Here is a 25,698-nt window from a genome sequence, read left to right as displayed (position 1 = left end):
TTGTGTTGTGGTGCGTTTGTTGAGTCGTGGGCCTAGGCGCTGCGGCTGATCTTGCCCTCGTACTGAGCCTCGAGAGCGCGGTTGTGTTCGTCACCGCCGGGGATGTTGGCCGAGATGTAGAGCGGGGGAGTCTTGCCCGTCGCCGCGATGCGGTGCGCGGTGCCGATCGTGAGCACCTGCGCGATGTACGCGGCCGTGATCGAGGACACCGCCCCGACCGGCACGCCGCTCGAGAGCTCCTGAGTCGCGTCGCCGAAGGGCGCAAGGTTGTCGAGCACGACATCCGCGACATCCCTCAGCCGTTTGCCGCTCGCGTGCTTCGGCTCGACCTTCATGGTGTGGTCGAGGCTCGTGACGGCGATCACCGGATGTCCGTGCTGCTTGGCGGCCAGCGCGAGACCCACGATCGACCCGTTGACGCCCGAATTCGAGGCGATGATGAAGGCGTCATCCGCACCGACCGTGGTGAGTTCGTAGAGCTCGTCGGCGATGTCGGGGTTGCGCTCGAGCGAGCCGCCGCTCAGCGCATCGAGTTCGAGGCTGCCGCGCAGCACCACGTCGCGCAGCGCGATCTTGTTGGTGGGAATGAGGCCGCCCGCGCGACCGGCGATCTCCATCGCGAAGGCCTCGCTGTGCCCGGTGCCGAAAGCCTGGATGACGCCCCCGCGTTCGATCGAGGTGACGAGGATGTCGATGGCGGCATCGAATGCGCCCGCCTCGGCCTGGGCTGCCAGTTCGTTCAGCCGCGACAACACGCCCTCGGTGTAGTCGCGGATCAAGGCCGACTGGGCCGATGGTTCTGACACTGGTGCTCCTAAATGCTTTCCGTTGACTGATGAGAATCCCTGTCGTGCCTGGTCGCCCCCGAGGAGCGACTGGGCCGCCGGTGCGTGGAGACGGCGAGTGCTGACGCGGCGAGGTTGTCGGTCGATCGCGCGAAGTTCTCCTGCGCGACGAGCAGGTAGAGGAGGTCGAGCACGAGCAGTTGCGCGTGCTTGGCCGAGAGGTCGTCGGGCTGCAGGAAGCGCTCGTACACCGAGGTGACGATGCTCATGTCTGCGGCCTCGGCCATGGGCGAGGTGGGGTTGTTGGTGACGGCGACGGTGAGTGCGCCCGCGCGACCGGCCTCGGTGAGCATCTGGATGGTCTCTTCGGTGCGGCCGGTGTTCGAGATGCCGATCGCGACACCGTGCCGGTTCTGGATCGCCGCGCTCGTGAGCCCGGCGTGTACCTCGGACCAGACGTGGGTGTTGATGCCGATGCGGTAGAGGCGCGCCTGCATCTCGTCGGCGAGCATTGCGCTGCCACCGACGCCGTAGATGTCGACGTGGTGACTCGCCGCGATGCGTTTGGACAGGGTCTTCAGCATCGGCAGGTCGAGGGCCGCGGCCGTTTCGCGCAGCGTTCGCGAGTGCGCGTTGACGAGAGTGCTGAGAACGTCTGCGGGAGGGTCATCCGGACCGAAGGCTCGACCGATGTCGGTTTTCCAGGAGTCGCGGGCCGTGCTGCGGCCGAACTCGGTGGCGATGCTCACGCGGAACGGGGCGTAACCGGCATAGCCGAGCATGCGGCAGAAGCGCGTGACCGTGGCCGCGGAGGTGCCGGCGCCCTCGGCGAGTTGGCCGATCGAGAGCTTGAGCGGGGCCTGCGGATGCTCCAGCAGGTAGTGCGCGATTTTCGACATGACGCCCGACATCTCGGGTAGCCGAGACTGGATGCGGTTGGAAACGCCGGCAGCGTTACCTTCCGTCACCGTGTCCTGGATTGACGTCATTGTGAGAATCCCTTTCTCCGCCTTTGGAGTTCCGTGAAAATCATTCTTACACTACAGCGTGCTTCAAGCGCCAGCTATTTCGAACAGGTAACGATGCCCACGATTCTTGCGATGGATGCCGGTGGCACGTCGACGCGGGCGGTCACGCTCGACGCCACGGGGCGCTGCCTGGGCTACGGGCGGGCGGGCACGGGCAACCCCACGGCCGCCGGAATCGATCACGCCGTGGACCAACTCGCGCTCGCCGCGGAGGGCGCTCTCGGTGGGCAACCCGCGCCCGGTCCGGGCTCCTTCGCCGTCATCTCCCTCGCCGGCTCCACCTCCGCACCCTTCACCGAGCGCCTGAGCGAGCGGCTCTCGGCGCTCGGCTTCGCGGCTGCGCCCATCCTGCAGCCCGACCTCCTCGGCACCTATTTCTCCGGAACGATCGCGAGCGAGGGCTCGGCGCTGATCGCGGGCACCGGTGCGGTCGCTGGTCGGATCGCCGAGGGAAGGCTCGACTTCACCCGGGGCGGCACCGGCTGGCTGCTGGGCGACGACGGCTCCGGATTCTGGATCGGGCAGCGCGTGGCGCGAGCGGTCGTCGCCGACCTCGACGGGCTCGGCCCCGCGACCGTGCTCACGGCGCGCGTGCTCGCCTCCTTCGCGATCGAACCCGCGGTCAGCGTCCTGCGCGGGCGGCCGTTTGCTCTCATCCGACTCATGGAGGAGCTCTACGCGCTGCGCCCGGTCGACCTCGCGCGGCTCGCACCCCTCGCCTTCGGCGCGGCGGAGGATCCGGTGGCCCGCGACATCCTCGCCGCCGCGGCCGACGCCCTCGCGCAGCTGCTCGCCGCCACTCGCGGTCCAGACGACGGCGGCCCGATCGTGCTCGGCGGCAGCATCCTGGCCGCGGGCATGCGAGTGGCGCCGGAGATCTTCGAGGGTAGCCTCGCGGATGCCGCCTGCGGCGCCGTCCTGGTTCCGGTCGTTGACGGGGTGGTCGGCGCCGCGATGCTGGGACTCCGCGAGGCCGGAATCGAGATCGACGACGCCCTGTTCTCGCGCGTGAACGACGGCGTCACAGAGCTTCGCGCGATCACCGAAGCGGCATGAGGGAGCGCGCGGCATGAGTCTGCGAGTGGAAAGCCGGGCCTTCTCGGTGGCGGAGCTGGGCGAGGAGAATCCGCTGCCGATGGTCGGGGCACCGCTGGAGAGTCCCTACCAGATCGCGAGCGACATCCCGCTGGAGATCATCGAGGGATCCCGCTTCGGCAATCCGGCCAACCAGTACCCCTATAGGGAACAGGCGGGCTATCGGCGTGATCGCGCCGAACGCGAGCTCACGACGGTCGTGCTCGAGAACGAGCGCGTGCGGGCCGTGTTTCTGCCGGAGCTCGGCGGCAGGCTCTGGGAGCTTGTCGACAAGGCGAGCGGCAAGCAATTGCTGCACTCGCCGGGCACCATCCAGTTCGCGAACCTGGGTCTGCGCAACGCGTGGTTCGCCGGCGGCATCGAGTGGAACATCGGCACGCGCGGCCACTCGCCCGGCACCTGCAGCCCACTTCATGCGGCGATCGTTCGTACCCCGGAGGGCACGGAGGTGCTCAGGATGTGGGAGTTCGATCGCCTGCGCGAGGTCGTCTACCAGATCGACGCCTGGCTGCCCGAGGGCTCGGCCGCGCTGCTCGCCGCCGTGCGCCTGCGCAACCCGAACGCGTCTGCCGTTCCCATGTACTGGTGGACGAATGCCGCTGTGCCGCAGTCGCCGCACAGCAGGGTCATCGTGCCCGCCGACTCCGCCTTCGCCAGCAACTACGACGGCGGCATCTCGCGCGTCACAGCAACCGACGACGACGGCATCGACTGCACCTGGCCAACGCGGAATGCCAGGGCGCGGGACTTCTTCTTCGATCTCCCCGCGACCCAGCGGCGCTGGGTGCTCGCCGCCGACGAGCGCGGTGACGGCCTCGCCATCGTCTCCACGAGCGCGCTTCGCGGGCGCAAGCTCTTCGTCTGGGGCACGGGCGAGGGCGGCGAACGCTGGCAACGCTGGCTCACTCCGGATGGCGGGAACTATGCGGAGATTCAGGCGGGGCTCGCGCAGACCCAGTTCCAGCACCTCGAGTTGCCCGCCGGCGCCGAGTGGAGCTGGGTCGAGGCCTATGGCAACGCCGCCGTCGATCCGGCACTCGCTCACGGCGATTGGGCGGCGGCGGTCGAGCATGGCGAGGAACGGGTCGCGGCTCTCATCGGCGAACGCGAGCTGGATGCCGCACTAGCCACGGCGGCGACGTTCGCCAACCTCGAACCGAGCGTCGGCATCGTCGAGGGCAGCGGCTGGGGAGCGCTCGAGGCAGCCCGTCGTGCCCGCGCCGACCTCGGCTGGATTGATGAGCGCGGCACACCGTTCGGCCGCGCCACGATCGGCGGCGAGCAACAACCGTGGCTCGACCTGCTCGAAGGGGCGCCGTTTCGCGGTTCGGCGGGTTTCGTGCGCGGCGAAGATTGGGAGGTGCTGCTCGCGCGGCAGCCTGAGACGGCACAGGCTCTCACTCACCGTGCGGTGATGGCCCACGCGCGCGGCGCTGTCGCGCAGGCGCGCGAGCTCTACGTGCGGGCGATCGCGCTGCCCCCGGTCGAACCCGCACCGGCGGCGATCGCTCACCGCGGCCTCGCCATGTTCGCGCTCGCGGCGGGAGAGCGCGACGCCGGGCTCGACCACTACCGACTCGCCTGCGAGCTCGAACCGGGCAGCGTCTCGTTGCTCATCGAGGCAGCTGCGGCCGCGATCCGCCAGGGAGTGGCCGTTCTCGCGCTGAGCCTCATCGCACGCTTTCCGGGCGATCGCCCTGGGCGCATTCTGCTGCTCGAGGCACAGGCGCTCGCCCTCGACGGGCAGAACGATCGGGCTGCCGCGATTCTGCGCGCGGGCATCGAGGTCGCCGACCTGCGGGAGGGCGAGAACGCCATGGCGGAGCTGTGGCTGCGGGTCTGCCCCGGGCTCGCCGTGCCGCCGGAGTACCAGTTCAGCATGAACGAGGAGGGCCCGCCGTGACAGCCATAGCGATCATCGGACAGGGCGGCATGGCGCGCGCCCACGCTCGGGCCTGGAACGACATCGGGCTCGGCGACCGCATCCGTTATGTCTGCGCCCCGGGCGCTCCGGTGCCGGTCGCGGATGCCCCTGCCGCGACCTTCGTCACGGACCTCGCGACGGTGTTGGCGGACCCCGACGTCGACATCGTGTCGATCTGCACGCCCACTCCGACCCACGCGGACCTCGCCATTCGCTGCCTCGAGGCGGGACGGAACGTGCTGCTCGAGAAGCCCATCGCGCTTACGGTGGAGGATGCTCTCGCGATCCGGGAGGCGGCGTCGCGAAGTTCCGGGATGCTCATGGTCGCGCACGTCGTGCGCTTCTTCGACGGCTACCGGGCGATCCGGGAGCAGGTCGAGGCCGGCGCGCTCGGTACGGTGCTGTCGGCTCGGGCGGAGCGGCTGAGCGCCACGCCCGGTCCGTCGTCGTGGTGGCACGACGAGTCGAAGTCCGGCGGCGTCGTCGTCGATTTCGCCATCCACGACTTCGATCAGCTGAACCTCTTTCTCGGCACGCCCCTCACGGCATCCGCGCGGCGCGTGCGAGCGGACGGCCCGATCGAGGTCCGCGTCGACTACGAGGGCGGCGGCGTGGGCCAGGTGGTGTCGTTCATGGGGCTGCCGCCGGAATTCCCGTTCGCGTCGTCGATCGAGGTGCTCGGCAGCCGCGGTCTCGCCGACCATCGCTTCACCGGTTCACCCACTGGCGCCGTCACGCCGGCCGGCAACGACCGCTATCGCCTCATCGTGGATGGACTCGCGAATCATCGGATCGAGTCGGGCAATCCCTACGCGCGCCAGGCGCAATACTTCCTCGACTGCGTGCGCGACGGAGTCGAGCCCGAGTTCTGCCCCACCGATGCGGCAGTGTTGGCTCTCGCCGTGGCGCTCGCCGCGCGCGAGTCGCTCGCGACGGGTGAGCCCGTAACGCTGGTCGAGTAGACCGCGACGAAGGAGCAGTCGTATCGAGACCGGGACGTGTTGCGGCTAGATGACGCCGACCGACAGCTCGTCGGGGTTGCCAATGCGGTGGGCGGCACCGCTGAGTGCCGAGTCCTGCACCCAGCGCCACTGCTAGTCGTCCAGATCGGGCTTCGCGGAGAGCAGCGCACCCACCTCTGGGCGATGTGGTGTTCCGCGGGCGCCGGCAGCGGCATCAGGAACCCACTGTCTGAGGCCGAATAGAAAGCTGAGCTGCCGTCTTCGTGCCGGCGCCCACGCTCGAGCGCTTCCAACTGCCGAAGGGTTGCCGCTGCACGATGGCGCCCGTGATGCAGCGGCCAGTGGCGATCGTCATCGAGCTTCTTCGGCTCGCTCAGCTTCGGCCATATATAACGAGGTTTGTCCTCATAAAGACGGACTGACGTTGAGACGTAGACGAATTAGCTTGAAAAGACATCAACTAATTCACGCGTGCGCGGTGACCCGCGCAGGGCGACTTCGTGCGCTACAACTAGGAGGACCGCGATGAAGTCTCACTCAGTAACGATTGCCGCCGCATTTTGCGCCGCATTACTCGCACTAAGCGCAAGCGGCGTTGAATCTGCGAGCGCTAGGCCTGACGCGCATGGACCGGCCACCGCGACCGAGTTGCGCCGGCAGGTTACTGAAGATTTGGGCGATCCAGTTGCAGACACACAATGGGAGGAGGTCCGGGGCTACTTACGCAGTCATCCGGGCGATCTGGCGGGTACCGAAGCGCTCGCTCAACGCCTGTACGGTGCAACGATGTCGGTGCGGCTAAATGGGGTGGATCACACTTTGACCGGCTCTGAGGCTCAATCAATCATGAGTCAGCGGGCCGTCGTACCTGCTGGGGCCAAGCTGAAAACTGTGTATAGCATTCAGAGCGTCCCTGTGGACGCTTTCTCGGTGTCGTTTGCGTGGCTGCCTTCGCCAATTGTCAACGGAAAAAGGTACCTTGCCGCTATCGGAGGCTGGGATTTCAGGGATGACTACGTGAATGGATCTGATCCCGACGACATGGCCTCCATCCGTCTTGAAATTCCGGGGTGCTACGAGATGTCGAACGAGCAGATTCAGGTACTGGACTATACGTATACTCATCATGATGCTGCCGGATATCTGTATGACGCCGGGGTGGGGACCCACGCTCCAGTCTGGGGAATCCGAGACACAACGTCAGGATTCGTCATGAATGCGGATAACGGCCAAGTGGAGCTGGGCCTTCAAGCGTTTTGCGGGCCCTATTCGCCTAGCGGCCAGTTCACTTATGAGCACAATCAGGATGGCGGGAGCGTTGCAGGCGTTAGCGCGAGTTGGAATGGATTTTCGGTGTCCTACAGTGGTTCACCAGCCAGATTGCAGCGTTCCAGCGGTATCTCAACCTATAACTGGTGAAGTAGCTAGAGAAGAAACGTTGGCTAAGGTGAAGGCATGATTCGTCTTGCTGCGGGGCTATTTGGACTCGGCGTTTTTGCGGTGATTGGATTCGTTCTTAGCGAGGAAGTCGGGCCGCCTATCAAATTTCTGGTAGTCGCCGCCACGTTCATTGCCGGCTCACTGCTTGCCGCGCTGCTCGGTCGGTCCGAGTCGCGTGGCAAGCAAGTGGCGCGGGATCACGACGAAGGGAGTCGGCAGGAGTGACTCCAATGGAAGGCCGGCACGACTTCATGCCTCGATTCGGCTGCATCCCTCGAGTTAGTGACCTGTGATACCGGTTGCCGCCTCCTGACCGAACTAGCCTTGATCGTCGATACGAGGAGATTGTGACTATCGCGAATTTTCAGCGCATGGACCGAGATGATATTCATGTGATCGCACAGGCAGGAACGCGCCGTCAGTGACTGGCATCGGTGCGAATAACTTGTCCCACGGAACCGCGAGCCGTGGCAGTCGCCGCTTAGACTTGCTCGCGATAGGCTACCGATCATGGTCGATGACGCGTATCAGATGACCCCGGCCGAGAGTTCATCGGGGTTGCCAAAACGGTGAGCGGTGATGCTGATGGCCTGCTCGTGCAAGAACGGCAGCAGCTCCACGCGCCCCGCTGTCGTGACGGGCGCGGCGTAGACGGCGAGGTCGGGGTCGCCACCGGTCGCCTCGGCGAAGGCCGTGCGGTCGCCGCCAATGAGCCGGATGCGGCTGGTCGCCAATTCTCCGCGGTCCGCCCTCGCGAGCCAGTCCGCTTCGCTCTCGACCATGACGCTGACCCCGTCGAGTTCCGTCGCGAGCCCCGCCGGGAGCGGGACCGCGGAACTCAACTCCACAGGTGCGCCCGCGAGCCTCGCCGCGGCGAGCACCCGCACGAGCTCGGCGAAGCGTGCACCCTGGCTGTGCCGCACAGTGACCGGCATCGGCAGATACCGGAACAGGTTGCGCTCCACCCCCACCCCGGACGCGTCGCGCACAAGGCCAAACTCCTCGTCCCAGGCCGCGGCATCCCGGAGCGCCGAGTCCCGCAGCCAGCGCCACTGCTCCTCGTCGAGATCGGGCTTCGCCGCCGAGAGCAGCGCGCCCACCTCAGGAGCGATGCGGTGTTCTGCGGGGGCCGCGGCAGCGGCATCCGGAACCCACTGACCGAGACCGAACAGGTAGTTGGGGCCGCCGGCCTTCGCGCCCGCGCCCACGCTCGAGCGCTTCCAGCCGCCGAAGGGTTGGCGCTGCACGATCGCACCGGTGATGCCGCGATTCACGTAGAGGTTGCCGGCCTCGACGCCGTCGAGCCACTGCGCGAGCTCGGCCGGGTCGAGCGAGTGCAGGCCGGAGGTGAGGCCGTAGTCGATCGCGCGCTGCAGTTCGATCGCTTCGGCGAGCGTGCGGGCCTGCATGATGCCGAGCACGGGACCGAAGTACTCGGTGAGGTGGAACTCCGAGCCCGGCTGCACGTTCGTGCGGATGCCCGGTGACCAGAGCTTGCCGCTCTCGTCGAGCTGCTTCGGCTGCACGAGCCACTGCTCGCCGCCGTCGAGCGTGGTGAGCGCGCGCAGCAGCTTGCCGCTCGCCGGCTCAATGATCGGGCCCATCTGGCTGGTTGCGCTCTGCGGATACCCGACCCGCAGTGAGGAGGCCGCATCCACGAGCTGACCGAGGAAGCGCTCGGAGCGCGCCACGGAGCCCACGAGGATCACGAGGCTCGCTGCGGAGCACTTCTGCCCGGCGTGGCCGAAGGCGGACTTCACGACATCGGCGGCGGCGAGGTCGAAGTCCGCGCTCGGCGTGACGATGATGGTGTTCTTGCCGCTGGTCTCCGCGTGCAGGCGGAGGTCGTGTCGCCAGGAGCGGAACAGTTCCGCTGTCTCGTAGCCGCCGGTGAGAATCACCTGGTCGACGAGCGGATGCGAGACGAGCTGCTGTCCGAAGTCGCGTTCGCTCAGCTGCACGAGGGTAAGCACGTCCTTCGGCACCCCGGCGCGCCAGAGTGCCTCGACCATGACCGCACCGGAGCGCTGGGAGAGCGCGGCGGGCTTGATGATGACGGCGCTGCCCGCGGCCAGCGCGGCGAGCACCGATCCGGCCGGGATGGCGACCGGGAAGTTCCACGGCGGCGTGACCACGGTGAGGTTGAACGGCACGAAGGTGGCACCCTCGACCCGCTCGAGCAGGAGGGCCTGCTCCGCGTAGTAGTGGGCGAAATCGGTCGCCTCGCTCACCTCGGGGTCGCCCTCCGCGATGGTCTTGCCCGTCTCGCTCGCCATGACCTCGATGAGGTCGGCGCGGCTGGCAGCGAGTTCCTGTCCCGCGCGGTGCAGGATGCGGGCGCGCTCACTCGCGGGCAGCGCACCCCAGGCCGCGCCAGCCTTCGCTGCCGTCTCGATCGTGCGATCGAGGGTGTCGGCATCCGAGATTGTGGCCCTCTCGATGGCCTCGGCGCCGAGGGTGGACTCCTGCGCCCGAGACAGGATGTCGCGACCCCACGCCCGGTTCGCGGCGATGGCCGGGTCGGTGTCCGGCTCGTTGCGGAAGCCCTCCACCTCGGTCGGGACGGGCGTTGCCGTGCGGTCCTGCGTGCGATTCGTCGTCGGCGCGGGTTCGCTGAGTCCCTCCACCGAGGCAATGAACCGCTCGCGCTCCCGCTCGAAGAGCGAACGGTCGCTGTGCAGTTCGAACACGGCTGACATGAAGTTGTCCTCGCTCGCGTTCTCCTCCAGACGACGGATGAGGTAGGCGATCGCCACATCGAATTCGCTCGGGCGAACCACGGGTGTGTAGAGCAGAAGGCCGCCCACCTCCCGCTTGACGGCATCCGCCTGCCCGGTCGCCATGCCCAGCAGCATCTCGAACTCGATGCGGTCGCGCACGCCGCGCTCGCCGGCGAGCAGCCAGGCGAAGGCGACATCGAAGAGGTTGTGGCCGGCCACACCGATCTTGACCGCCGCGGCGCGCTCCGGCGTGAGTGCCCAGTCGAGCACGCGCAGGTAGTTCGTGTCGGTCTCGCGCTTGGAGGCCCACGTCGCGAGCGGCCAGCCGTGCATCGCGGCGTCCACATGCTCCATCGCGAGATTCGCGCCCTTGACGAGTCGCACCTTGATCGGCGCCCCGCCCTGGGCCAGTCGAGCGGATGCCCACTCGTTCAGTCCCTGCATCGCGCCGAGCGCGTCGGGCAGGTAGGCCTGCAGCACGATGCCCGCCTCGAGCGTGAGCAACTGCGGCTGGTCGAGGATGCGCCGGAACACCGCGATGGTCAGGTCGAGGTCCTTAAACTCCTCCATGTCCAGGTTGATGAACTTGGGGGTCGGGCCGGCTGCGGCCAGTTCGAACAGCGGAGTGAGGCGGTGCACGATCTCGTCGACCGCCTCGTCGAAGGCCCACATCGAGAGCTGGCTCACGACGGAGGAGACCTTGATCGAGACGTAGTCGACGTCGTCGCGGGCGAGCAGCGCCCGCGTTCCCTCGAGCCGGCGCGCGGCCTCGCCCTCACCGAGCACCGCCTCGCCGAGCAGGTTGAGGTTCAGGCGCGCGCCACCCGCGCGCAGCTTCGCGATGGCGGGCCCGAGCCTCGCCGGCGTGGCATCGACGATGAGGTGACCCACCATCCGGCGAAGCACCCTGCGGGAGATCGGCACAACGATGCCCGGCAGCATCGGTCCGAAGAGTCCGCCGAGCCGGATGGTGGCACGCATGTACCAGGGCAGAAATCGCGGCGTCTTGCGTGCGACCGCGCGCAGGTTCCTGCCGGCGACGCGCAGGTCGTGCGGGCGCACCACGCGGTCGACGAAACCGATCGTGAAGTCGAGACCGTTCGGGTCTTTGAGCACTCCGGCGAGGCGTTCGGCCGCTGGATCGGCGCTCGCCTGGGCGCCCTCGCGCACCCAGCGGGTGGCAAGTTCGACAGCGGCCTCGCCCAGTTCGGTTCGGCTCTGGGCAAGCATCGTGACTTCGTCGGCAGACATGCGTTCTCGCACCCTTTCGGGGAATTAAGTGGTCCTCTCCAGTCAGTATGTGCCACCCTAGCCATTAGATAAATCGAACATGTACGACGGATATTCGTCGGAATAGCTGATGCTTTGGAGGACGGATGCTGGACGTACGCCGCCTGCGACTGCTGCGCGAACTGCAGATCAGGGGCACCCTCGCGGAGGTGGCCTCGGCGCTCAGCTACAGCCCGTCATCCGTCTCTCAGCAGTTGAGCCTGCTCGAGAAGGAGGTGGGCGTCGAGCTGCTGCGCAAGACCGGTCGACGCCTGAGGCTCACCCCGCAGGCGGAGATTCTCGTCGAACACACGACGGCGGTGATGAACCAGCTCGAGCGCGCGGAGGCCGACATGGCCGCCTCCCTCTCGCTCGTCTCGGGGACCGTGCGGCTCGCGGTGTTCCAGTCCGCGGTGTTGGCACTGCTACCCACCGTGCTCAGCATCATCGGCCGCGACTACCCCGAGCTGCGGGTCGAGGTGACCCAACGCGAGCCGGAGTCCGCCCTGTTCGAGACCTGGACGCGCGACTTCGACCTCGTCGTTGCCGAGCAGTATCCCGGGCACGCGGCGCCGAGACTGCCAGAGCTTGATCGAGAGGCGCTGGTGTCGGATGCCCTGCGGCTCGGGGTTCCGCCGGCCCACTTCGGCCTCGACATCCGTTCGATCGCGGACGCGGAGCGGATACCGTGGGTCATGGAGCCGCACGGTACGGCCTCCCGCCACTGGTCGGAGCAGGCCTGCCGCCAGGCCGGCTTCGAGCCGGATGTGTGCTTCGAGACGCCCGACCTGCAGACTCACATCCAGCTCATCGAGTCCGGGCACGCCGTCGCCATCCTGCCCGATCTGGTCTGGGTGGGGCGCACGCCCACGGTCGACCTCCTCGAGCTGAGCGGAGACCCGCACCGCAGCGTCTTCACGTCGGCGCGCAAGGCCGCGCGCAACCGGCCCGCGATCATCGCCTGCCGCGAGGTGCTGCTGCAGGCCGCGGAAGAGGTGGCATCGGGCGTCGTGGTTGCCGGTTCGCCCGCCGCCCACTGAGAAGCGCGGAGATTCCGCTCCACTCGTCGCCGTCACCGCGGAACTTCTCGCCGATCCACACGAAAAGGAGGAGATTTCGGCGGCCACGTGTCACTTTCTCCTCCTTTTCGGTCGGGACGGATGCAGCCCACCGGCGGGATCTGACGTCGCACGCCCTTCGATAAACTGACGGCATGACTTTTACCCTCGTGCTGCTCCGCCATGGCAACTCCGACTGGAACCAGAAGAATCTGTTCACCGGCTGGGTCGACGTCGATCTCAGCGACCAGGGCCGGGCCGAGGCCAAGCGCGCGGGCGAGCTGCTCGCCGAGTCCGGCATCCTGCCCGACATCCAGTACACGAGCGTGCTGAAGCGCGCCATCCATACCGCCAACATCGCGCTGGATGTCGCCGACCGCGACTGGATCGACGTGAAGCGCAGTTGGCGCCTCAACGAGCGCCACTACGGTGCGCTGCAGGGAAAGGACAAGGCGCAGACCCTCGCCGAATTCGGGCCCGAGCAGTTCCAGACCTGGCGTCGCTCCTACGACGTGCCGCCGCCCCCACTCGACGACGACAGCGAGTTCAGCCAGGCGCACGACCCGCGCTACGCCGACCTCGGCTCAGCTCTCCCGCGCACCGAATGCCTCAAAGACGTGGTCGAACGGATGCTGCCCTACTGGCAGTCGGACATCACTGTCGACCTCGCCGCGGGCAAGACCGTGCTCGTGACGGCGCACGGCAACTCCCTGCGCGCGCTGGTCAAGCACCTCGACGGCATCTCGGATGCGGACATCGCCGAGCTCAACATCCCCACCGGCATCCCGCTCGTCTACGAACTCGGCGACGACTTCATGCCGGTCGCGCCCGGTCGCTACCTCGACCCGGAGGCCGCAGCCGCCGGTGCCGCCGCGGTGGCCGCCCAGGGCAAGAAGTAGCCCGCGCACGACGCTCGCCCGCTCAGAAACGGGGCCAAAGCGTCCGGCATGGGCCGGCGCGTCGGCCCCATCCGGACGGATTGACCCCGAAAAGCGCCAGTCCCCCGAAGGGTGTCAGTGCGCCCGCACCGGCTAGTCGTCGTTCGGGATCCAGTCGCCGGTCGCCAGGTACTGCACCTTCTTCGCGATGGAGACCGCGTGGTCTGCGAAGCGTTCGTGGTAGCGGGAGGCGAGGGTGGCATCCACCGTGTCGACGGCCGCGCCCTTCCACGTCTCGCCGAGCACCTTGTCGAACACGCTGAGGTGCAGCGCGTCGATGCGGTCGTCGTCGTTGCGGATCTCTTCCGCGAGACGCACGTCCTCGGTCTGCAACAGCTCGGTGAGCTTGCCGGCGATCTCGACATCCAGTTCGCCGAGCTCCTTGAAGGTGCCGCGCAGGCCCTTCGGCACGACCTTCTCCGGGTACCGGTAGCGGGCCAGCTGGGCGATGTGCTCGGCCATGTCGCCCATTCGCTCGAGCGAGGCGGAGATGCGCAGCGCGCTGACCACGATGCGAAGGTCGCGGGCGACCGGCTGCTGCCTGGCGAGGATGTTGATGGCGAGTTCGTCAAGATTGACCGTGAGCTCGTCGATCTTGTTGTCGTCGGCGATCACGGTCTCGGCGAGCGAGACGTTCGACTGATTGAAAGCCCGCGTCGCGTTCTCGATGGAGACGGCGACGAGGCCCGAGATTTCGACGAGCCGTTCCTGCACCTCGCGCAGTTCCTGCTGAAATACCTCGCGCATGGCTGTGTTTCCCTCTCGCATTGCACAACAGCCGACCAGCGCAGTCGCCGGTCGGTCCGGGCCATGCTCCCGCGCGAAGGTTAACAGCAGGTGATCGTCTGCTGAACAACGTGCCAGATGCCGCGGAAGTCGGGGCGATCGGCTTGGCGGCTCCCCGGGTGAAACTAATCTAGTCGCTATGGACCCCACCTGGCTGGTGCCGATCGCGCTCGTCCTTGGAGTCGCTGCAGGCGCCGCGATCGTCGGCGTGATCGTCGCATCCGCGCGAAGCGGTCAGCGGGCAGCGGATGTCGTGAGCACGGCCGTTCCCGACGGGATCGACCAGGTCATCGACGCCCTCGAATCGGCCGGCGTCGTGCTCGACCCCTCGAATAATGTCGTGAAGGCCTCGCCGGGCGCGCTCGCCTTCGGACTGGTGGCAAACGACGCGCTCGTACATCAGGAACTCATTGGCATCGTCGACACGGTGCGCCGCAACGGTGACTCGATCACACGCGAGCTCGAACTGCCTCGTGGCCCGTTCGGAGACGCGAGTATCTACCTCTTTGTGCGGGTCGTGCGACTCGGAGCCCGCTACGTGCTGCTCCTCGCCGAGGACCGCACCGAGTCCTACAGACTGGATGCCGTGCGGCGCGATTTCGTCGCCAACATCAGCCACGAATTGAAGACCCCGATCGGCGCGGTCGGACTGCTCGCCGAGGCACTGGAGGCCGCATCCGACGACCCGAAGCAGGTGCGAAAGTTCGCGAAGCGCCTCACCAAGGAGTCTGAGCGCCTCGCGGGCATCACGCAGGAGATCATCGAGCTCTCGCGGCTGCAGGCGGCGGACGCTCTCGCGAAACCGGAGCTCGTGGAGATCGACCGCGTCGTCGCGCAGGCGATCGACCAGAACCAGGTGATCGCGGAGTCGCGTGATGTGCAGCTCGTCAGCGGAGGAGACGCGGGTGCAGAGGTGTACGGCGATGAACCTTTGCTCGTCTCCGCGCTGCACAACCTCATCTCCAACGCCGTGCAGTATTCACCGAAGCATTCCCGAGTCGGCATTGGTGTGAGCAATGTCGACGGGGTCATCGAGGTCGCGGTCACCGACCAGGGCGACGGGATCCCGGAGGACGAGGTGGGACGCGTGTTCGAGCGCTTCTACCGGGTCGATCCCGCGCGCTCGAGACGCAGCGGCGGATCGGGCCTCGGGCTCAGCATCGTCAAGCACACCGTGCAGAACCACGGCGGCGACGTGCGCGTGTGGTCACAGCCCGGCAGCGGTTCGACCTTCACCATCCGGCTGCCGGAGGCCACTCGCTCCGGCAACGTCTCATCAGGGGAGTCATCATGACGCGCGTGCTCATCGTCGAAGACGAGAAGTCGCTGAGCGAGCCACTCGCATATTTGCTGGAACGCGAAGGATACGAGACGGAGGTGTGCAAGGACGGCCCGTCGGCTCTTCGCGAATTCGCGCGGCACGGTGCCGACCTCGTGCTGCTCGACCTCATGCTCCCGGGGATCCCGGGCACCGAGGTGTGTCGCGAGATCCGCACTCACTCGCAGGTGCCGATCATCATGCTCACGGCGAAGGACAGCGAGGTCGACATCGTCGTTGGCTTGGAACTGGGCGCCGACGACTACGTGACGAAGCCGTATTCGACCAGGGAGCTGCTCGCGCGCATGCGGGCGGTTCTCCGGCGGCGTGCCGATCCGGATGCCGACGCGGGCCCACTGCTCGAGGCCGGCGACGTGCGCATGGACCTCGAGCGGCACACTGTTGCCGTGCGCGGGAGCGAGGTCGCCATGCCGCTCAAGGAGTTCGAACTGCTCGAGTTCCTGATGCGGAATGCTGGCAGGGTGCTCACTCGCGGCCAGCTGATCGATCGGGTCTGGGGCTCCGACTACTTCGGTGACACGAAGACTCTCGACGTGCACATCAAGCGCATCCGCTCCCGGATCGAGCGGGAGCCGTCCGAGCCGGTGATGCTCGTGACCGTGCGGGGCCTCGGTTACCGCTTCGAGGCCTAGCGGCTACTTCTCGGCGTCGCTCTTCTTCGGCAGCAGCTCGTTGTAGGGCTTGAGCGTTCCGTCGAGCACGGGGACCAGCAGTTGCTTGCCGGTCTGGTCGCCGTACTGCACGAAGATCGGGAAGAGCGTTCCCGGCTTGGCATCGACGCCGTGCAGCACGAGCTGCTCGTCCGTGAAGCCGCCGACGCTCGAGACCTTGCCGGGGTTCGCGAAGACCGAGTCGTCGACCTTGCCCTTCTTGCCCTCGTACTGGAAGCTCACCTTGACGCCGTTGTCGCTCTCGTTCACGACGTTCGCGAGCAGGCTGGCATCGCCGCTGTGGTCGCTGAGCAGCAGCACGTTACGAATGTAGACGTCGCCGATCTGGGTGTTCACCCCATCGCTCGGGTCGTACGGCTTGAGCGTGGTTTGGGGTGCGAAGAAGGTGCATCCCGCCGTGCTCAGCAGCACCGCTGCTGCCAGGACTACGGATGCCGCACGACGTGCTCTCACAGAACCCTCCAGAACAAAGACAAACGGTTTCACACTCGCGGCTGAATGCGCACGAAAACCTGTTGCGAGTTTAGCCTACCGACCCTTGCGCCCTGCCCCAAGGTAAGGCAAGCCTTACTCCGAGCGTGCTGTGGTAAACTGCAGGCCACTGAACGGAGCCCATCCATGCTTTTCGAGGTCGGCGAAACCGTCGTATACCCCCACCACGGCGCAGCAACAATCACCGAAGTCAAGACCCGCACCATTAAGGGCGAGGAAAAGGTCTACCTCAAACTCAACGTTACTCAGGGCGACCTGACCATTGAGGTGCCCGCAGACAACGTCGATCTCGTCGGCGTTCGCGACGTGATCGGCAAAGAGGGACTCGACAAGGTGTTCGAGGTTCTTCGCGCGCCGTTCACGGAGGAGCCGACCAACTGGTCTCGCCGTTACAAGGCCAACCTCGAGAAGCTCGCTTCCGGCGACGTGATCAAGGTTTCCGAGGTCGTGCGCGACCTGTGGCGTCGTGACCAGGACCGCGGACTCTCTGCCGGCGAGAAGCGCATGCTTGCGAAGGCTCGTCAGATCCTGATCTCCGAGCTCGCCCTCGCCGAGAAGACCGACGAGGAGAAGGCGTCCAGCGTTCTCGACGAGGTCCTTGCCTCCTAGCTCGCACCCCGAGGGTTCGCCCCTCGCTGTCGAGCCCGCAGTCGGGGTCATCCTCGTCGCGGCCGGAAGCGGTACCCGGCTGGGAGCCGCCGAACCGAAGGCACTTGTGCCGTTGGCCGGCGCGCCCATTCTCGGCCGCGCACTACATTCCCTCTTCGGCATGGGTGAGGCCGCACAGGTTATTGTCGTCGCGCCGGCGCACCGACTCGATGAGGTCGGACGGATCGCGCGCGAGAGCGCGGGAGCGGCATCCGACTTCGTGAGCGTCGTCGCGGGCGGAACGACGCGGCAGCTCTCCGTCGCCGCGGGCCTCGCGGTGCTGCGGCCGTCCGTCGAGACGGTGCTCGTGCACGATGCCGCGCGCCCGCTCGCGCCGGCCGCCCTCTTCGATGCGGTGACCGCCGCCGTGCGGTCGACCGGCGGCGGCGTCATCCCGACGCTCGCGGTCACCGACACCATCAAGCAGACGGATGCCGCGGGTTGCGTCGAACGAACCCTCGACCGTTCCAGCCTGGTCGCCGTGCAGACGCCGCAGGGCTTTCCGCGCGGGCTGCTCGTGGACGCGTACGCCGAGGCCGCGGAAGAATTCACGGACGACGCCGCGCTGTTCGCCTCGGCCGGGCATCCGGTCACCGCGATCGCGGGCGACGCGGCCGCGTTCAAGATCACGACGGCGTGGGATCTGCGCCGTGCCGAGGGCATGCTGGGTGGTGGCTCAGACCTCCGCACCGGCGTCGGCGTCGATGTACACGCCTTCGACGATGCCGCACCGCTGTGGCTGGGCACCCTGCATTGGCCGGGCGAGCCCGGGCTCGCGGGACACAGCGACGGCGACGCGCTCAGCCACGCGATCTGCGACGCGCTGCTCTCCGCGGCGGGACTCGGCGACCTCGGTGGACGATTCGGTACCGACGATCCGCGCTTCGCTGGCGCCCACGGCGAGGTCTTTCTCGAGGAGACACTTCGGCTCGTCACCGCCTCAGGCTTCGGCGTCGTCAATGTCTCGGTGCAGCTCGTGGCGAACCGTCCGAAGCTTGGTCCCCGCCGGGCGGAACTGGAGCGCACCCTGGGCGGCATCATCGGGGCGCCCGTGAGCGTCTCGGCCACGACATCCGATGGTCTGGGCTTCACCGGCAACGGCGAGGGCGTCGCGGCAATCGCGACTGTCCTGCTGCAGAGCGATCGGTAGGCTTAGCCGGTGACTGTACGGCTTTACGACTCCAAGACCCAGGCGCTGACCGACTTCGTGCCGATCGTGCCCGGCGAGGTGGGCATCTACGTCTGTGGGCCGACCGTGCAGTCGTCTCCGCACATCGGGCACCTGCGTTCGGCGCTCGTCTACGATCAGTGGCGCCGCTGGCTCGGCTACCGCGGGTTCACGGTCACGCTCGTGCGCAACGTCACCGACATCGACGACAAGATCCTGCACAACGCGGGCACCGCGCCCGGCGGCGAGGAGTGGTGGGCGCTCGCCTACCGCTACGAACTCGAGTTCACTGCGGGCTACCAGCAGCTCGGCATCCTGCCGCCCACCTACGAACCGCGCGCGACCGCGAGCGTCGGGCAGATGCAGGAGATCATCCAGCGCCTGATCGACGGCGGCCACGCCTACGCGGCGGATGATGACTCCGGCGACGTGTACTTCGACACGACGAGCTGGCCGAGCTATGGCGAGCTCACCAGACAGAAGCTCGACGACATGGCGCCGGCCGCGGATGCTGACCCGCGGGGCAAGCGGGACCCCCGCGACTTCGCGCTCTGGAAGGGCCACAAGTCGGGGGAGCCGGAGTCGGCTTCCTGGACCTCGCCGTGGGGCGCCGGTCGACCGGGCTGGCACATCGAGTGCTCCGCGATGTCCGCGCGGTACCTCGGGCCGCACTTCGACATTCACGGCGGCGGCCTCGACCTGCGCTTCCCGCACCACGAGAACGAGCTCGCGCAGTCGAGCGCTGCGGGCGACGGCTTCGCGAACTACTGGGTGCACAACGGGCTCGTGAACGTCAACGGGCAGAAGATGTCGAAGTCCCTCGGCAACTCGATCTTCGCATCCGAATTTCTGCAGAAGGCCCGCCCTCTCGTCGTGCGCTACTACCTCGGCGCCGCGCACTACCGGTCGACGATCGACTACCACGACGGTGCGCTCATCGAGGCCGAGGCCGCGCTCGAACGCATCGAGGTATTCCTGGCCCGTGCCGATCGCCGTCTCGCCGACACCCGTTTCTCGGGCAGCGGCGTGCAGCAGGTGCCCGAGGAGTTCGCCGAGGCGATGGATGACGACCTCGCCATCCCGCAGGCGCTGGCCGTTCTGCACGACCGCGTTCGCGCGGGCAATGCCGCGCTCGACTCCGAGGACCTCGGCGAGGCCGCGCACATCCGAGGCGAGGTGACCGCGATGACCGAGGTGCTCGGCATCAACCCGCACTCGCCGGAGTGGCACCACAGCGTCTCTGATCCGACGAGCGTCGCGCTGGGCACGCTCGTGGAGAAACTGATCGAAGACCGCGAGGCCGCCCGCAAGGCCCGCGACTTCGCATCCGCAGACCGCATTCGCGACGAACTGGCTGCCGCCGGCATCCACGTCGAAGACACCCCGACGGGGTCACATTGGAGCTTGGAATCATGAAGTCATCCGGAGCGAACAAGCCGCGCGCAGGCGCGGTACGCAAGGGCCGCAAGGGCCCGCAGGTCGGCTCGGGCGGGCAGGGCAGGCAGGCGCTCGAGGGCAAGAAGCCCACGCCCAAGGCGGAGGATCGTCCGTACCATCCCGCCGGTAAGCGCAAGGCGGCGCAGGAGCGGTTCGTCGCCGCGGGTGGGCAGCGCGCCAAGGGTTCCGGTTCCGGTGCTCCGCAGCAGCGCCAGCAGCGTTCCAAGCCGAAGCAGTCGGATGACATCGAGGTTGTGACCGGGCGCAATTCCGTGCTCGAAGCCCTCCGCGCGAACATCCCGGCCACCGCGCTCTACATCGCGACCCGCATAGAGTACGACGATCGCGTGAAGGAGGTCATGTCGATCGCGACGAAGCGCGGCCTGCCCATCCTCGAGGTCATGCGGCCCGAACTCGACCGTCTCGCCGGCTTCGACTCGGTGCACCAGGGGCTCGCCCTCAAGGTGCCGCCGTACGAGTACGCGCATCCGATCGAGCTGCTCGACAAGGTCATCTCGCGCGGCCAGGTGCCGCTGCTCGTTGCGCTCGACGGCGTGACAGATCCGCGCAACCTCGGAGCAATCATCCGCTCGGTTGCCGCGTTCGGCGGGCAGGGCGTGATCGTGCCGCAGCGCCGATCGGTCGGTCTCACCGCGGCAGCGTGGAAGACCTCGGCGGGGGCGGCTGCGCGCACGCCTGTGGCGATGGCGTCGAACCTCACGCAGACGCTCAAGGCGCTCAAGGAGCGTGGAGTCTTCGTGCTGGGTCTGGATGGCGAGGGCGAGGTCTCGCTTCCCGGCCTCAGCTGGGCCAAGGAACCGCTCGTCGTCGTGGTCGGCAGCGAGGGCAAGGGACTGTCACGCCTCGTGACCGAGACCTGTGACGCTGTCGTGTCGATCCCCATCAGCTCGTCGACCGAGTCCCTGAACGCGGGCATCGCCGCGAGCGTCACCCTCTACGAGATCGCGAAGCAGCGCGCAGCCAAGTAACTCGGCCGGTAGCAGTTCGCGAGATGCCAGTTGTGGGGGTCATTCCACGCGGATGACCCCCACAACTGGCATCTCGTGCGCTGTGCTGGGGGCGGGAGATCGGCGCGCCCGGAAGTCACGAATCGGATGTATTCCGCGCGGGCTATTGACAGCCATCCGCAAACTGTCTACAACTGTAGAAACAACTTCGGCCAGCCGGGCATCGGGCCCATGAGCAGAAGCTAGCACGACATCGAACGAGGAGGTTCAGTGGATCCTGTATTTGTGCTCCAGCAGGTCCTCAACGGTCTGAGCTTCGGCGCGTTGTTGTTCCTCGTCGCCAGCGGGTTCACTCTCACCTTCGGGCTGATGCAGATCGCCAACCTGGCCCACGGCGCCTTCTACGTGCTCGGGGCCTACGTTGCCGCGGTCACGGTGTCGACGACGCACAACTTCTGGATCGGCGCGCTCGCCGGCACCGCGGTCGCCGCCGGAACCGGCCTCCTCACCGAGCGGGCACTGCTGCGCAGGGTGCGCGGTCGCGAGATGCCCGAGGTGCTCGTCACGGTCGGCGTCATGATCGTGATCGCCGACCTCATCCTCGCGCTCTTCGGCGGGCACCCGCGTTCGGTCAGCTCGGGCAACGGCGCACCCTCCGGCGCGATCACGATCGGCGACTTCGTGTACCCGCAGTACCGGCTCGCGATCATCGTGCTGACGATCGTGATCGCGGTGGCACTCTTCGTGCTGCAGAAGCACTCGAAGGTGGGTGCCATCATCCGGGCCGGCGTCGACAACCGGGAGATGGCGAGCGCGCTCGGCATCAACATCGACCGGGTCTTCACCGCGGTGTTCCTCTTCGGTGCGGCCCTCGCCGGATTCGCCGGCGCGATCGGCAGCGGACTGCTGAGCCTCACTCCCGGCTCGGGCACCGACATCCTGCTCTTCGCCCTCGTCGTCGTGATCATTGGCGGCCTCGGCAGCATCAAGGGTGCGGCGGTTGGCGCCGTGCTCATCGGCCTGATCGACGCCTTTGCCAAGGCGTGGCTGCCCGACTTCTCCTACTTCACCATCTTCGCGCCCATGGCCCTCGTGCTGGTGCTGCGTCCCAACGGCCTCTTCGGGAGGGCAGCATGAAACGCCCGTCAGTGACCACAATCGTCGCGGTGCTCGTTGCACTCGCCATCCTGATTGCCCTGCCGTACACGATCAGCAGCTACTACGTCTCGCTCATCAGCATCGTCTTCATCTCGGCCATTCTCGCCTCGAGCATCAACATGCTGGCGGGGGATGCCAACCTCGTCTCCCTGGGGCACGCCGGCATTGCTGCGGCGGCCGGCTACGGTCTCGCCTGGGCCTCGAGGCAGGGATACGACCTCGGCGGTCAGCTCCTCGTCGCGGGCATCATGACCGTGATCACGAGCGTCATCTACGGCCTCATCTCGATGCGCACCAAGGGCATCTTCTTCCTCATGGTCACGCTCGCCGCGGGCATGGTCTGCTACGGGATCGCCTTCCGGTGGTCATCCGTGACCGGCGGCGACAACGGCCTCACCGGCATCTCCCGCCCGCCAGGGCTCACCTCCTATTGGCAGTTCTACTTCTTCGTCCTGGCCATCTTCATGATCGTGACCATCGCCCTGGTCATCACCTCGCGCTCGCCATTCGGGTTGGCCATGCGCGGGATCAGGGACAGTGAAACCCGCATGCGCAGCCTCGGCTACAACGTTCCGAACTACAAGTTCGTCGCGGTGTTCCTGTCGGGAATCGTTGCGGGCATCGCGGGTGTGCTCACCGTCTGGCAGTTCGAATTCATCAGCCCGTCGGCTGGTGGCTTCGACCGATCGGCGATGGTCATGGTCATGGTCATCATCGGCGGCATCGGAACGCTCTTCGGCCCGCTGCTCGGCGCGACGCTCGTCGTGTCGATCGAGCAGGTGCTCAGCACGTACTTCGATCGCTGGCCGATGGTACTCGGGGCGCTGTTCATCGCCGTCGTGATCTTCGCCCCCCACGGGCTCGACGGCGGCATACGGCAACTCACGTCCTGGATCCGACGGCGCCGGTCCCGAAAGAAGACTCCCGTCATCGCCCATGCTCCTCAAGATGCACCATCCACAGCACCAACGACGCACCAATGAAAGGTAAGGCAATGCACTCACGCACTACAGCGCGCAGCCTGCGCGCAAGCGCGGTCGCGCTCATCGCAGCAACGGCGCTCGCGATGTCCGGATGCGCCCCATCCGGTGACCTAGCAGCGGACGGATCGAAGGACTCCGGTTCGGCGAAGGACGCCTTCACCGTCGGTCTGCTGACCCCAATGACGGGGTTCGTCGCGGCCGTCGGTACGGATATGCAGCAGGGCTGGGACCTGTACTGGGAGGAGCACGGCACCAAGGCGGGCAAGTTCACCGTCAAGACCGTGATGGAAGACACCGCGAGCAGCGCGGACACCGGGCTCAGCAAGGCGCAGCGCCTGGTGACGGAGGAGCACGTCGACGTCGTTGTCGGCCCCGTGCTCGCCAACGTCTCGCTCGCCGTGGGGAGCTACCTCGCCAAGGCGGGTGTCGCGAACCTCGCGCAGACCGCGGCGGACGACCTCACCCAGCGCAGCCAGAACCCGCTGGTGCTTCGCACCGGAGCCTACGCGGGCAGCCAGACCACCTATCCCGGTGGAAAGTGGGCCTTCGATGAGGGATACAAGACCGCGGCAACCCTCTGCGTCGACTACGCTTTCGGCTGGGAGAACTGCGGTGGCTTCGCGAGTGCATTCACGGATGCCGGCGGCAAGGTGACCAAGCAGTACTGGTACCCGGCGGACGCGACCGACATGAGCACCTACGTCAGCCAGCTGAAGAGCTCGGGTGCCGACATGGCATTCGTGGCGACCGCGGGTGGACCGGACAGCTCGAACTTCCTGAGGTCGGCATCCGACTTCGGGCTGCTGAAGAGCATGCCGATACTCAACAACTGCTGCGCCACCGACCAGGCGATCCTGCAGGACGTCGGTGACATCGCCGTCGGCGTGAAGTCGGTGCACTACTACGCGGAGGGCACCGAGCTCGCGGCGACCAAGAAGTTCGTGAAGAACTTCGAGAAGAAGTACAACGTCATCCCGTCGAGCTACGCGATGGGCATGTATGCGACGGCGGACATGCTGGCGAAGGCGCTCGAGAAGGCCTCCAAGAAGCTGACCGGCACCGCGCTGGTCGACGCCATCAAGCAGGTCGATCTCTCGGGCAGCGTCTACGGCGATGTGAAGTTCGACAAGTACAACAACATGGTCGGGCCGATGGTCGTGCGTCACGTCGAGAAGCGTGATGACGGAAAGCTGTGGAACGTGGTCGACGAGACCTACGACGACGTGAGCCAGTTCTGGACCTACGACGCCGCGGACTACCTCAAGCAGCCGTCTTACTCGCAGAGTTTCACCGGAAAATGACATCTCTGCCATCCGTCGCCTCGTTCCCGGGCTCTGAGCTCGGGAACGAGGGGGCGGCCCTGATACTCGACGGCATCACCAAGAAGTTCGGTGGACTGACCGCTGTCGACGGTGTGAGCTTCATCCTCCCGACGGGCGGACGGCTCGCCGTCATCGGCCCGAACGGGGCGGGTAAGACCACCCTGTTCAGGGTCATCGCCGGTGAGTTCGCCGCGACGGAAGGCACCATCACCCTGTTTGACGAGAACGTGACGACGGCGAGCGAGAGGTCGCGCGCCATGCGCGGCGTCTCGCGCACCTTCCAGGTCTCGAACCTGTTCCCGACCCTCACGGTGATCGAGAATGTGCGCATCGCGGCTCAGGTGAACACCCCGACGAGCCATCGCTTCTGGCGACCGCTCGGCACACGGGATGCCTACGCCGAACGTGCCGAAGAAGCACTGGACCAGGTAGGCCTGTTCGATCGTGCCGGCGACACCGTGTCGAACCTTTCGCACGGCGAGAAGCGCCAGCTCGAGATCGCGATGGCGATCGTCGTGAAGCCGAAGCTCATCCTGCTCGACGAGCCGGCGGCCGGCCTCTCGGCCTCCGAACGCAAGGTGCTGCGCACGCTGCTCGAGAACCTGCCGAAGGACATCACCTTCCTGCTGATCGAACACGACATGACCCTCGCGCTCGAGCTCGTAGACCGCGTGCTCTGCCTCGACAACGGCACGCCGCTCGCCTACGGCACCCCGGACGAGATTCGCGCGAATCCGGCCGTGCAGGCCTGCTACCTCGGCCGAAGGGAATGAGCATGCTCACGATCACCGACCTGCACGTGGGATACGAGACCTCGCACGTGCTCAACGGCATCAGCATCACGGTCGAGGGCGGAGAGTCCGTCGCGCTGCTCGGCCGCAACGGCATGGGCAAGACGACACTGGTGCGCGCCATCTGCGGGCTCACGCCGCCGACCGTGACGGCCGGCAGCATCCGGCTGGGCGACGCGAACCTGCGCGCGCTCTCGAAGCACGAGGTCGCGAGGGCGGGCATCGGCCTCGTGCCGCAGGGGCGGCACGTCTTCGGCAGCCTCACCGTGCTCGAGAACCTCTCGGTCGTGCGCCAGAACAGCGTCGCAGAGAACCCGTGGACCGTGGAGCGCGTCTTTGCGTTCTTCCCGCGGCTCGAGGAGCGGGTGAAGTCGTATGCGCAGACGCTCTCCGGCGGCGAGCAGCAGATGCTCGCGATCGGTCGCGCCCTCATGACGAACCCCAAGGTTCTCATCATGGACGAACCATCCGAGGGTCTCGCCCCGGCGGTGCTTCGCGTCATCGAAGACCGCCTTCAAGAACTGCGGATGACGGGACTGTCCGTCCTGGTCGCGGAACAGAACGTCGACCTGGCGCTCTCGCTCAGCGACCGCGTCGTCATCCTTGGCGAGGATGGCCGCGTCGCCTGGACCGGCGAATCCAGCCAGTTGACCGTCGACCCGACCCCGATTCACTCGCACCTGGGCCTGTAGTCCACATCTCCACGAGAGGAACCA

The 25,698-nt window shown here is 66.9% G+C and carries 23 protein-coding genes and 1 pseudogene; 18 read left to right on the top strand and 6 right to left on the bottom strand.

The window, feature by feature from the left end:
• Positions 1-32: 32 nt before the first annotated feature.
• Positions 33-806 carry an SIS domain-containing protein gene (locus tag ABUA37_RS03650; RefSeq protein ID WP_349897751.1) on the bottom strand — a complete coding sequence of 258 codons (774 nt, stop codon included), beginning with the start codon at positions 804-806 and terminating at the stop codon, positions 33-35.
• An 8-nt stretch (positions 807-814) separates the two neighbouring features.
• Positions 815-1,774, bottom strand: coding sequence for a MurR/RpiR family transcriptional regulator (locus ABUA37_RS03645; protein ID WP_349897750.1), 960 nt, complete (start codon positions 1,772-1,774; stop codon positions 815-817).
• A gap of 93 nt (positions 1,775-1,867) precedes the next feature.
• Between ABUA37_RS03645 and ABUA37_RS03640 the strand changes: the two genes are divergently transcribed.
• Both ABUA37_RS03640 and ABUA37_RS03635 read left to right on the top strand, forming a co-directional pair.
• Positions 1,868-2,869: an N-acetylglucosamine kinase gene (locus ABUA37_RS03640; RefSeq protein ID WP_349897749.1), complete on the top strand. Its 1,002-nt coding sequence runs from the start codon at positions 1,868-1,870 to the stop codon at positions 2,867-2,869.
• A 13-nt stretch (positions 2,870-2,882) separates the two neighbouring features.
• A pseudogene (locus ABUA37_RS03635) lies at positions 2,883-3,872 on the top strand (DUF5107 domain-containing protein); the annotation flags it as partial.
• A 159-nt stretch (positions 3,873-4,031) separates the two neighbouring features.
• Here ABUA37_RS03635 and ABUA37_RS03630 read toward each other — a convergent pair.
• Positions 4,032-4,313 carry an LEPR-XLL domain-containing protein gene (locus tag ABUA37_RS03630; protein WP_349897886.1) on the bottom strand — a complete coding sequence of 94 codons (282 nt, stop codon included), beginning with the start codon at positions 4,311-4,313 and terminating at the stop codon, positions 4,032-4,034.
• Positions 4,314-4,807: 494 nt separating this feature from the next.
• Between ABUA37_RS03630 and ABUA37_RS03625 the strand changes: the two genes are divergently transcribed.
• From ABUA37_RS03625 to ABUA37_RS03615, 3 genes are all read left to right on the top strand, one after another.
• Entirely contained in the window at positions 4,808-5,794 is a 987-nt protein-coding gene (locus ABUA37_RS03625) for a Gfo/Idh/MocA family protein (protein WP_349897748.1), read from the top strand.
• Between the two features lie 525 nt (positions 5,795-6,319).
• Positions 6,320-7,213 carry a hypothetical protein gene (locus ABUA37_RS03620; RefSeq protein ID WP_349897747.1) on the top strand — a complete coding sequence of 298 codons (894 nt, stop codon included), beginning with the start codon at positions 6,320-6,322 and terminating at the stop codon, positions 7,211-7,213.
• A 36-nt stretch (positions 7,214-7,249) separates the two neighbouring features.
• On the top strand, positions 7,250-7,459 hold the full coding sequence (locus ABUA37_RS03615) for a hypothetical protein (protein WP_349897746.1): 210 nt from the start codon (positions 7,250-7,252) through the stop codon (positions 7,457-7,459).
• 302 nt (positions 7,460-7,761) lie between these two features.
• Here ABUA37_RS03615 and ABUA37_RS03610 read toward each other — a convergent pair whose 3' ends face one another.
• Positions 7,762-11,205 carry a bifunctional proline dehydrogenase/L-glutamate gamma-semialdehyde dehydrogenase gene (locus ABUA37_RS03610; RefSeq protein ID WP_407075332.1) on the bottom strand — a complete coding sequence of 1,148 codons (3,444 nt, stop codon included), beginning with the start codon at positions 11,203-11,205 and terminating at the stop codon, positions 7,762-7,764.
• 125 nt (positions 11,206-11,330) lie between these two features.
• Between ABUA37_RS03610 and ABUA37_RS03605 the strand changes: the two genes are divergently transcribed.
• Both ABUA37_RS03605 and ABUA37_RS03600 read left to right on the top strand, forming a co-directional pair.
• Entirely contained in the window at positions 11,331-12,263 is a 933-nt protein-coding gene (locus tag ABUA37_RS03605; RefSeq protein WP_349897745.1) for a LysR substrate-binding domain-containing protein, read from the top strand.
• A 173-nt stretch (positions 12,264-12,436) separates the two neighbouring features.
• On the top strand, positions 12,437-13,180 hold the full coding sequence (locus ABUA37_RS03600; protein WP_349897744.1) for a phosphoglyceromutase: 744 nt from the start codon (positions 12,437-12,439) through the stop codon (positions 13,178-13,180).
• A 132-nt stretch (positions 13,181-13,312) separates the two neighbouring features.
• On the opposite strand, the gene phoU is transcribed toward ABUA37_RS03600, so the two are convergent.
• Positions 13,313-13,966 (bottom strand): phosphate signaling complex protein PhoU, encoded by a 654-nt coding sequence (gene phoU, locus ABUA37_RS03595; protein ID WP_349897743.1) that lies wholly within the window; start codon positions 13,964-13,966, stop codon positions 13,313-13,315.
• 178 nt (positions 13,967-14,144) lie between these two features.
• Here phoU and ABUA37_RS03590 point away from each other — a divergent pair, with 178 nt between their 5' ends.
• Together ABUA37_RS03590 and ABUA37_RS03585 are read left to right on the top strand one after the other, a co-directional pair.
• The gene (locus ABUA37_RS03590) at positions 14,145-15,299 is read left to right on the top strand and encodes a sensor histidine kinase (protein ID WP_349897742.1); all 1,155 of its coding nucleotides are present in this window, start codon (positions 14,145-14,147) and stop codon (positions 15,297-15,299) included.
• Positions 15,296-15,976: a response regulator transcription factor gene (locus tag ABUA37_RS03585; protein ID WP_349897741.1), complete on the top strand. Its 681-nt coding sequence runs from the start codon at positions 15,296-15,298 to the stop codon at positions 15,974-15,976. Before ABUA37_RS03590 ends, ABUA37_RS03585 begins: the two co-directional genes overlap by 4 nt.
• 3 nt (positions 15,977-15,979) lie before the next feature.
• Here the strand turns inward: ABUA37_RS03585 and ABUA37_RS03580 are convergent, their stop codons facing one another.
• The gene (locus tag ABUA37_RS03580; RefSeq protein WP_349897740.1) at positions 15,980-16,468 is read right to left on the bottom strand and encodes a hypothetical protein; all 489 of its coding nucleotides are present in this window, start codon (positions 16,466-16,468) and stop codon (positions 15,980-15,982) included.
• A gap of 165 nt (positions 16,469-16,633) precedes the next feature.
• Between ABUA37_RS03580 and ABUA37_RS03575 the strand changes: the two genes are divergently transcribed.
• The 9 genes from ABUA37_RS03575 to ABUA37_RS03535 all read left to right on the top strand — a co-directional run bounded on the left by ABUA37_RS03575 (position 16,634) and on the right by ABUA37_RS03535 (position 25,674).
• Complete coding sequence (locus ABUA37_RS03575; protein WP_325517574.1) at positions 16,634-17,116, top strand: CarD family transcriptional regulator; 483 nt, start codon at positions 16,634-16,636, stop codon at positions 17,114-17,116.
• Entirely contained in the window at positions 17,106-18,305 is a 1,200-nt protein-coding gene (gene ispD / locus ABUA37_RS03570) for a 2-C-methyl-D-erythritol 4-phosphate cytidylyltransferase (protein WP_349897739.1), read from the top strand. Before ABUA37_RS03575 ends, ispD begins: the two co-directional genes overlap by 11 nt.
• 9 nt (positions 18,306-18,314) lie before the next feature.
• Positions 18,315-19,739: a cysteine--tRNA ligase gene (gene cysS, locus ABUA37_RS03565; RefSeq protein WP_349897738.1), complete on the top strand. Its 1,425-nt coding sequence runs from the start codon at positions 18,315-18,317 to the stop codon at positions 19,737-19,739.
• Entirely contained in the window at positions 19,736-20,749 is a 1,014-nt protein-coding gene (gene rlmB, locus ABUA37_RS03560; RefSeq protein ID WP_349897737.1) for a 23S rRNA (guanosine(2251)-2'-O)-methyltransferase RlmB, read from the top strand. Before cysS ends, rlmB begins: the two co-directional genes overlap by 4 nt.
• 249 nt (positions 20,750-20,998) lie before the next feature.
• Positions 20,999-21,865: a branched-chain amino acid ABC transporter permease gene (locus ABUA37_RS03555; protein ID WP_349897736.1), complete on the top strand. Its 867-nt coding sequence runs from the start codon at positions 20,999-21,001 to the stop codon at positions 21,863-21,865.
• A complete protein-coding gene (locus ABUA37_RS03550) occupies positions 21,862-22,869 on the top strand; it encodes a branched-chain amino acid ABC transporter permease (RefSeq protein ID WP_349897735.1) in 1,008 nt (335 codons plus the stop codon). The genes ABUA37_RS03555 and ABUA37_RS03550 overlap by 4 nt, the downstream gene beginning before the upstream one ends.
• Positions 22,870-22,880: 11 nt before the next feature.
• Positions 22,881-24,170, top strand: coding sequence for an ABC transporter substrate-binding protein (locus ABUA37_RS03545; RefSeq protein WP_349897734.1), 1,290 nt, complete (start codon positions 22,881-22,883; stop codon positions 24,168-24,170).
• Entirely contained in the window at positions 24,167-24,964 is a 798-nt protein-coding gene (locus tag ABUA37_RS03540; protein ID WP_349897733.1) for an ABC transporter ATP-binding protein, read from the top strand. The genes ABUA37_RS03545 and ABUA37_RS03540 overlap by 4 nt, the downstream gene beginning before the upstream one ends.
• Positions 24,965-24,966: 2 nt before the next feature.
• Positions 24,967-25,674: an ABC transporter ATP-binding protein gene (locus ABUA37_RS03535; protein WP_349897732.1), complete on the top strand. Its 708-nt coding sequence runs from the start codon at positions 24,967-24,969 to the stop codon at positions 25,672-25,674.
• Positions 25,675-25,698 lie beyond the last annotated feature (24 nt).

Source organism: Parafrigoribacterium soli (genome assembly GCF_040227235.1).
GTDB classification, from domain to species: domain Bacteria; phylum Actinomycetota; class Actinomycetes; order Actinomycetales; family Microbacteriaceae; genus Parafrigoribacterium_A; species Parafrigoribacterium_A soli.
This window is presented reverse-complemented; position numbering and strand designations above follow the sequence as displayed.